This is a genomic window from Pseudomonas sp. HMWF006 (assembly GCF_003061205.1).
Classification (GTDB): Bacteria; Pseudomonadota; Gammaproteobacteria; order Pseudomonadales; family Pseudomonadaceae; genus Aquipseudomonas; species Aquipseudomonas monsensis.
Genome location: NZ_QAIU01000447.1, coordinates 21,249 through 29,502 on the forward strand (window position 1 = coordinate 21,249; position 8,254 = coordinate 29,502).

General features: G+C 59.3%; 9 protein-coding genes. 2 read left to right on the top strand and 7 right to left on the bottom strand.

Going from position 1 to position 8,254, the window contains the following annotated elements; translation table 11 throughout:
* The 4 genes from DBR24_RS32885 to DBR24_RS19005 all read right to left on the bottom strand — a co-directional run.
* A partial coding sequence (locus DBR24_RS32885) for an ACP S-malonyltransferase (protein WP_256591643.1) occupies nt 1–402 on the bottom strand: 402 nt, incomplete at its 3' end.
* A 123-nt stretch (nt 403–525) separates the two neighbouring features.
* Entirely contained in the window at nt 526–1,536 is a 1,011-nt protein-coding gene (plsX, locus tag DBR24_RS18995) for a phosphate acyltransferase PlsX (RefSeq protein WP_123466794.1), read from the bottom strand.
* A gap of 4 nt (nt 1,537–1,540) precedes the next feature.
* Nucleotides 1,541–1,723, bottom strand: a complete 183-nt coding sequence (rpmF, locus tag DBR24_RS19000; protein WP_003179396.1) for a 50S ribosomal protein L32 — start codon at nt 1,721–1,723, stop codon at nt 1,541–1,543.
* Nucleotides 1,724–1,736: 13 nt separating this feature from the next.
* Nucleotides 1,737–2,264: a YceD family protein gene (locus DBR24_RS19005; RefSeq protein ID WP_123466796.1), complete on the bottom strand. Its 528-nt coding sequence runs from the start codon at nt 2,262–2,264 to the stop codon at nt 1,737–1,739.
* A gap of 105 nt (nt 2,265–2,369) precedes the next feature.
* Between DBR24_RS19005 and DBR24_RS19010 the strand changes: the two genes are divergently transcribed.
* Nucleotides 2,370–2,948: a nucleoside triphosphate pyrophosphatase gene (locus tag DBR24_RS19010; RefSeq protein WP_128615503.1), complete on the top strand. Its 579-nt coding sequence runs from the start codon at nt 2,370–2,372 to the stop codon at nt 2,946–2,948.
* A gap of 84 nt (nt 2,949–3,032) precedes the next feature.
* Here the strand turns inward: DBR24_RS19010 and DBR24_RS19015 are convergent, their stop codons facing one another.
* The 3 genes from DBR24_RS19015 to rluC are packed head-to-tail and all read right to left on the bottom strand — an operon-like array spanning nt 3,033 to nt 5,658.
* On the bottom strand, nt 3,033–4,022 hold the full coding sequence (locus DBR24_RS19015; protein ID WP_123466800.1) for a S49 family peptidase: 990 nt from the start codon (nt 4,020–4,022) through the stop codon (nt 3,033–3,035).
* A gap of 24 nt (nt 4,023–4,046) precedes the next feature.
* Nucleotides 4,047–4,709 carry an HAD-IA family hydrolase gene (locus tag DBR24_RS19020; protein WP_123466802.1) on the bottom strand — a complete coding sequence of 221 codons (663 nt, stop codon included), beginning with the start codon at nt 4,707–4,709 and terminating at the stop codon, nt 4,047–4,049.
* A complete protein-coding gene (gene rluC / locus DBR24_RS19025) occupies nt 4,696–5,658 on the bottom strand; it encodes a 23S rRNA pseudouridine(955/2504/2580) synthase RluC (RefSeq protein WP_007950779.1) in 963 nt (320 codons plus the stop codon). Before rluC ends, DBR24_RS19020 begins: the two co-directional genes overlap by 14 nt.
* 699 nt (nt 5,659–6,357) lie before the next feature.
* Here rluC and rne point away from each other — a divergent pair.
* Nucleotides 6,358–8,254 (top strand): ribonuclease E (gene rne, locus DBR24_RS19030; RefSeq protein ID WP_128615504.1); only part of this gene is annotated, 1,897 nt, incomplete at its 3' end.

The following is an 8,254-nucleotide window of genomic DNA, read 5'->3' on the forward strand; positions in this document are numbered from 1 at the left end:
CGCCATGCCGCCCTGCCCGGCCGGAACCGCTTCCTGCATCAGTTGACCACGGCGCTCGACGAGCTTCACCGCGTCAGCCAGCGTCAGGCTACCGGCAGCGACCAGCGCGCTGTATTCACCCAGGCTGTGACCGGCAACAAAGGCCGGACGCGCGCCGCCTTCCGCCAGCCACAGACGCCACAGGGCGATCGAAGCGGTCAGAATGGCCGGTTGGGTTTTATCGGTTTGATTGAGCAGCTCTTCCGGACCCTGCTGGGTCAGCGCCCACAGGTCATAGCCCAGAGCCTCAGAGGCTTCTTTGAAAGTTTCGAGGATCAACGGATATTCCGCGCCCAGCTCGGCCAGCATGCCGAGGGACTGCGAACCCTGTCCTGGAAAGACGAATGCGAGGGAAGCAGACATGTAACAAGCCCCTAATGATCTTGTCGTCGAAAAATGACGCCCCACGTGGGGACGCAAGAAACTGACAGTTGGATGGCCCTTTGAACCGGGCGGTCACATTTAAGCATTGTCCGACGAAAACGCCTAAGACAACAAATCCTCCAGACGACCATGAAGGCGCTCGGGAAGATTTTCCTGAATCTCGATCAAGGCCCGCTGAATCGCACTCTGAAAACCCTGAACCCCGGCCGAACCGTGACTTTTCACCACGATGCCCTGCAGACCGAGAAAACTTGCGCCGTTGTGTCGCGCCGGCGCCAGATCCGCCTGCAAGCGTTTCATCAATGGCAACGCCAACGCCCCGACAACCCGGGACGCGAGGTTTTTCTTGAACAGCGCCTCGATGCGCGCCGCGATCATCGTCGCCAGGCCTTCGCTGGACTTGAGCAGGATATTGCCGACAAAACCGTCACACACCACCACGTCCGCTTCGCCGCGATACAGGCCATCGCCCTCGACGAAACCGATGTAATTGATACCTCGCGCCGCCTGCAACAAGGTCGCTGCCAGCTTGACCTGCTGGTTACCCTTGATGTCTTCGGTGCCGATATTGAGCAACGCCACTCGTGGCCGGGCAATGCCCAGCGTCTGCGCTGCCACCGACCCCATCACCGCGAACTGCAACAGATGCTCGGCACTGCAATCGACATTGGCGCCCAGGTCGAGCAACTGGCAATAACCCGTCTGCGTCGGAATCGCCGCCACCATCGCTGGTCGATCAATGCCCGGCAACGTCTTGAGCACGAAGCGCGACAACGCCATCAGCGCCCCGGTATTACCGGCACTGACACACGCCTGAGCCTTGCCATCACGCACCAGTTCAAGGGCGACACGCATCGACGAATCCGGCTTGCCACGCAAGGCCTGGGTCGGTTTTTCGTCCATGGTGATGACTTCGGACGCCGGAATAATCGTCAGGCGCGCGCGATCGGCAGCCGATTGGCCGTGGATCAATTCTTCAAGGAGGGAGGGTTGACCGACGAGGGTCAGGTGCAGCGAGGGCGTAGCAGAAAGGCAAGCAAGGCTGGCCTGAACAATGCTGCGGGGACCGAAGTCCCCGCCCATTGCGTCAATCGCGATGACTTGAGCGGACAAGTGATTACTCGTCAGCGCCCTTGTCGATCACTTTACGGCCACGGTATACGCCTTCTGGCGATACGTGGTGACGCAGGTGAACTTCACCAGTGGTTTTTTCTACAGACAGAGTGCTAGCCTCGAGAGCGTCGTGCGAACGGCGCATGTCACGGGCAGAGCGGGATTTTTTGTTCTGCTGAACAGCCATAATTGATTAACTCCTAAACGTTTGGGTCACGCTTTAACTGCGCCAATACACTGAACGGGTTGGACCGCGTTACCTCGTCCTCGCTCGATACGGGTTCATCTGCTCCCGCCGGCTGCTGGCATTCTTCCGGATGATGAGCAGGCACAATGGGCAAGGCGAGCAGAAGCTCCTCCTCGATCAGTGACTGCAGATCCAATGGATCTTCGCCCAGTTCCAGCACGTCATAACCTTTCGGTAACGACTGGGTATTCGCACCCTCCTTCACTACAGCGTAACTGCATTCGCTGTGGATCGGCAGGGTGACCAGCTCAAGACAACGCTGGCAAACCATTTTGACTTCGGTGTCGATAAAGCTGTGGATCACCACAGATTTACGTTCATCTCGTTCAAAAACGAATTTGGCCTGCACCGTACCGACATTGTCGGAAAGCGGGTCGCAGAGTCTCTTCAAATCGGCCAGCAGCAGTTCACCTTGAAGGGTGGTGCCACGGTCAGCCAATTTGCGCGGGTCAACGTGAGGTGGAATCGGGTCATTCAACATAGGCGCAGCATTATAGGGATGCACCCACCCATGTCAAAGGAAATTGTGCCCTGTCCGTCACTTGCGTGCCTCCGCTAGAATTCGCGCCTGCCTCAGGAGACGCCAATGCTGCCTTTATTACTTGCTTCAAGCTCGACTTATCGCCGGGATTTGCTCGCCCGCCTGCACCTGCCGTTCGTCTGCTGTTCGCCGGATATCGACGAAAGCCATCGCCCTGGCGAATCAGCCATCGAACTGGCCAAACGTCTCGCCGAACAGAAAGCCCGGGCACTGGCCGCCAGCCACCCCGACCATCTGATCATCGGCTCTGACCAGGTCGCCGTGCTTGGCGAGCAGATCATCGGCAAGCCGCACACCTTCGACAAGGCCTGTGAACAATTGATGGCCGCCAGCGGCGCAAGCGTGACCTTCCTGACCGGCCTGGCCCTGCTTAACAGCCAGACCGGCCAATGCCAGGTCGACTGCGTGCCGTTCACCGTTCACATGCGCAAACTGGACCAGGCTCGCGTTGAGCGCTACCTGCGCATTGAACAGCCTTACGACTGCGCTGGCAGCTTCAAGGCTGAAGGGCTGGGCGTGAGCCTGTTTCAATCCACCGAAGGGCCTGACGCGACCAGCCTGATCGGCCTGCCATTGATTCGCCTGATCGACATGCTGCTGGCCGAAGGCGTACAGATCCCTTAAAGCAAAAGATCGCAGCCTGCGACAACTCCTACACCGATCTCTGTAGGCGCTGCCGCAGGCTGCGATCTTTTGACTTGAAACGAATTAACGCAACGAAGGCCCGTGGAAACCCATCCACATCGCCAACTGCTCAGCCACGCTGGCACCCAGCTTCTTCGAAAAGCGATCAAACGGCGATTCCTGAACGGTGAAATCCACCAACTCTTTCTCGCCGATCACATCACGCGCCACCGAACTGGCGTTACCCAGGCCATCAATCAGCCCCAGCGGCAGCGCCTGTTCACCGGACCAGACCAGCCCGGAGAACAGCTCCGGATGCTCTTTGTCCTTGAGGCGATCGCCGCGCCCCTGCTTGACGCTGTTGATGAACTGCTTGTGCGTGGTGTCCAGCACGGTCTGCCAGAACGCCGTCTCGTCAGCTTTCTGTGGCTGGAACGGATCGAGGAACGACTTGTGCTCACCCGAGGTATACGTACGACGCTCGACACCCAGCTTGTCCATCGTGCCAACAAAGCCGTAACCCGCCGCCGTCACACCGATCGAACCAACCAGACTGGCCTTGTCGGCATAGATCTGATCCGCCGCACTGGCGATGTAATAGGCACCGGACGCCCCCAGATCGGAAATCACCGCATACACCTTGGTGTCCGGGTGCAGACCCCGCAGACGTTTGATCTCGTCATACACGTAACCCGACTGCACCGGACTGCCGCCTGGACTATTGATGCGCAGGATCACACCCTTGACCTTCTTGTCCTCGAAGGCCGCCCGCAGACTGCCGACGATATTGTCAGCGCTGGCCGGCTCCTTGTCGGCGATCATGCCGGTGATGTCGATCAGCGCTGTGTAGTTCGAAGAACGGGTGGCGCTCTTTTCCATGTCCATCAGCGGCGTGAACAGAATCAGCGCAACAAACAGATAAACAAACGTCAGCAGCTTGAAGAAAATCCCCCAACGCCGCGAACGACGCTGTTCCTGCACGCCGGCCAGCAGGGTTTTCTCCAATAGTTTCCAGCTTTTCTCGTCACCGTCGTCGGCACTTGCCTTGGCCGGTGCTTTCCATTCGTCGGTCATGCGCTGTACCCCAGCAAAAACGTATTAAGCCTGCTGCCCCAGCCAGGCGTGCAATTCACTAAACCGGTCGATCGACAGGCGCGGCTCGAACTGCTGCAGCGATTCAATCGACTGCGCGCCATAACTCACCGCCACAGACGCCATGCCCGCGTTACGCGCCATCAACAGGTCGAAGGACGAATCCCCTACCATCAACGCCTGCTCGGGGCGCACACCGCAATGCGCGAGAATCTGCTCGAGCATCAGCGGATGCGGCTTGCTCGCAGTCTCGTCGGCGGCGCGAGTGATATCGAAATAGTCTTCCCAGCCATTGGCCTTGAGCACCCGATCCAGTCCGCGACGATTTTTACCGGTCGCGACTGCCAGGTGATAGCCCTGCTCGCGAAACGACGCCATCGACTCGACAACGCCATCGAACAACGGCGAAGGCACGGCTTCTGCCGCGATGTAGTGATCGGCGTAATACTCGCGAAACAAGGTCATCTCGGTATCGCTGATGTCCGGATACAAGGTGCGGATCGCCTCGGGCAAGCCCAGGCCGATGATGCCTTTGACGGCAAAATCATCACGCAACTCGAAACCGGAACGCGCGGACGCAGAGTGCATCGCCTCGACAATCCGACCAATGGAATCGGCGAGGGTGCCGTCCCAATCGAAAATCAGCAGTTTGCAATCAGATGGGCGCACTCAATCGCTCCACGGTCTTGGCCCACATTTCATCGACCGGTGCCTGCAACTTGAGTTCACCGCCATCGGGCAGCGGCACGGTCAGCATGTAAGCGTGCAGGAACAGGCGCTTGCCGCCCAGATCACGGATTTCCTTGCTGAAACCGTCATCGCCGTACTTGGTGTCGCCGGCAATGCAGTGCCCGGCGTGCAACGTGTGGACGCGGATCTGGTGCGTGCGGCCGGTGATCGGCTTGGCCTCGATCAAGGTGGCAAAGTCGCCAAAGCGACGCAGGACCTTGAACACGGTCACCGACTCCTTGCCCTCCTCCTCATCGACCTCGACCATGCGCTCGCCGGAGCGCAGATTGCTCTTGCCGAGCGCCGCACGGACTTGCTTGATCGAAGTTGCCCAGTTGCCGCGAACCAGCGCCATGTAGCGCTTGTCGACGCCGTCACCGCGCAATGCGGCGTGCAAGTGCCGCAACATGCTGCGCTTCTTGGCGATCATCAGCAGGCCGGAGGTATCCCGGTCAAGTCGGTGAACCAGTTCCAGCTCCTTGGCATCCGGGCGCAACTGACGAAAGGCTTCGATGACGCCGTAATTCAAGCCGCTGCCGCCGTGAACCGCAATGCCGGCGGGCTTGTTGATCACGATCAGGGCTTTGTCTTCGTAGACAATCGAGGCTTCCAGACGCTGCAACAAGCCTTGCGCCAGAGGCACCGGCTCGTCGCGCTCAGGCACGCGAACCGGCGGCACGCGCACGATATCACCGGCCTGCAGCTTGTATTCGGGCTTGATCCGCCCCTTGTTCACACGCACTTCGCCTTTACGCAAAATGCGGTAAATCAAGGTCTTGGGCACGCCTTTGAGCCGGGCGAGGAGAAAGTTGTCGATTCGTTGGCCGGCATACTCCGGCGAGACTTCAAGCAGTTGAACGCCTGGAGTCGAAGGGGCAGTAGTTGTCATGCCGCGGATGATAACAATTTTTATGGATTTGAAGCACTTAATCATTGCTGCTATAGTCGCGAACGCCGCCAAAAGCGGCCTGGACAGCGGAACCACGGTCAAAAACCGGCCCTGACCAACGCAATTCACCAGGACGCGAGGCCGTCCTACGGGGCTTTCGCTACGTAACGGTGGAGCTTGCAGTTGTAACAAGCGCAGGTGACATGAGGCCTGAATTACACCGTCGAGCAGAGTTTTCACTCGCCTGACAGGCAAATATTCGAGGCCAGTTCACAAAGTGCAGTCAGCTGCAGATGACCCCGAGCGAATGTTTCGGAAACATCGCCTGAATTAGCCATGATGCGTGACCTCCCCTTTCGGAGCTCACGGTAAATGCCAACCCGCTGCGGATTCTGCGCGCGGCAGCACCCGAATTATCAGGGATACGTGTAGGGTGGAGATGCACAACCGCCGGACTGTGTAGCAATAGGCTTTATCAAGACGCTTCATCTCGTCCACAGCCGCTGGTTGATTCCTCCTCCTGACTGAGTGCTTATGTAGCCACAGCAAGCAGGACGCGTACGTCGCGGTATCGGCCCAATTGGCCTGACATCGCTGGACACGGGAATGGCCAACCATTCCCGACGCACCTGACACCGACCGTGAGAAGTCGTGTGTGCCGAACGCCGTTTCCGGCAGCCCGGAAACCGACGGTACTACATGAAAAGAATGCTGATTAACGCAACTCAACCCGAAGAGTTGCGTGTTGCACTGGTAGATGGCCAACGCCTCTACGACCTGGACATCGAATCCGGTGCACGCGAGCAGAAGAAGGCCAACATCTATAAAGGCCGTATCACTCGCATCGAACCAAGCCTTGAGGCTGCCTTTGTCGATTTCGGCTCCGAGCGCCACGGCTTCCTGCCCCTCAAAGAAATCTCCCGCGAATACTTCAAGAAAGCCCCTGAAGGCCGCGTCAACATCAAAGACGTCCTGAGCGAAGGCCAGGAAGTCATCGTTCAGGTCGAAAAAGAAGAACGTGGCAACAAGGGCGCCGCCCTGACCACCTTCATCAGCCTGGCCGGTCGTTACCTCGTGCTGATGCCGAACAACCCGCGTGCCGGCGGTATCTCCCGTCGCATCGAAGGCGAAGAGCGCAACGAACTGCGTGAAGCGCTGAATGGCCTGGTGGCACCAGCCGACATGGGTCTGATCGTGCGCACTGCCGGCCTTGGCCGCAGCAGCGAAGAAATGCAGTGGGACCTCGATTACCTGCTGCAACTGTGGACCGCCATCAAAGAAGCCTCGCTGGATCGCTCCGCGCCTTTCCTGATCTACCAGGAAAGCAACGTGATCATCCGCGCCATCCGCGATTACCTGCGCCAGGACATCGGCGAAGTGCTGATCGACAGCGTTGAAGCCCAGGACGAAGCCCTGACCTTCATCCGCCAGGTGATGCCGCAGTACGCCAGCAAGATCAAGCTGTACGAAGACAGCGTGCCGCTGTTCAACCGTTTCCAGATCGAAAGCCAGATCGAGACCGCGTTCCAGCGTGTCGTCGAACTGCCTTCCGGCGGCTCCATCGTTATCGATCCGACCGAAGCCCTGGTGTCCATCGACATCAACTCGGCGCGCGCCACCAAAGGCAGCGACATCGAAGAAACCGCCCTGCAGACCAACCTTGAAGCGGCCGAAGAAATCGCCCGTCAGTTGCGCCTGCGCGACATCGGCGGCCTGATCGTCATCGACTTCATTGACATGACCCCTGCCAAGAACCAGCGCGCCGTGGAAGAGAAAGTCCGCGAATGCCTGGAAGCCGACCGCGCTCGCGTGCAGATCGGCCGCATCTCGCGCTTTGGCCTGCTGGAAATGTCCCGTCAGCGCCTGCGTCCATCCCTGGGTGAAAGCAGCGGCATCGTCTGCCCGCGTTGCAACGGCACCGGCATCATCCGTGACGTTGAATCGCTGTCGCTGGCCATCCTGCGCCTGATCGAAGAAGAAGCCCTGAAAGACCGCACTGCCGAAGTGCGCGCTCAAGTGCCGATTCCGGTTGCCGCGTTCCTGCTCAACGAAAAACGCAACTCGATCACCAAGATCGAACTGCGCACCCGTGCCCGTATCGTCATCCTGCCGAACGATCACCTCGAAACGCCGCACTTCGAAGTTCAGCGTCTGCGTGACGACAGCCCGGAAGCCGCGACCAACCAGTCCAGCTACGAAATCGCTGCGGCTGCGGCCGAAGTCGAAGAAGTCCAGCCAGCCGCTGCGACCCGCACCCTGGTTCGCCAGGAAGCCGCAGTCAAAACCGCTCCGGCCCGCGCCAACGCTCCGGTGCCGACCGAAGTCGCCGCACCTGCGGCTCCAGCACCGGCACCGGTTGCTGCGCCAGAGCCAAGCCTGTTCAAAGGCCTGGTGAAATCGCTGGTCAGCCTGTTCGCCACCAAGGAAGAGCCAGCCGCTCCGGTCGTGGTTGAAAAACCGGCCACCGAGCGTCCGGCCCGCAATGAAGAGCGTCGCAACGGTCGTCAGCAGAGCCGCAACCGTAATGGTCGCCGCGATGAAGAACGCAAGCCGCGCGAAGAACGTGCGCCACGTGAAGAACGTGCACCGCGTGAGC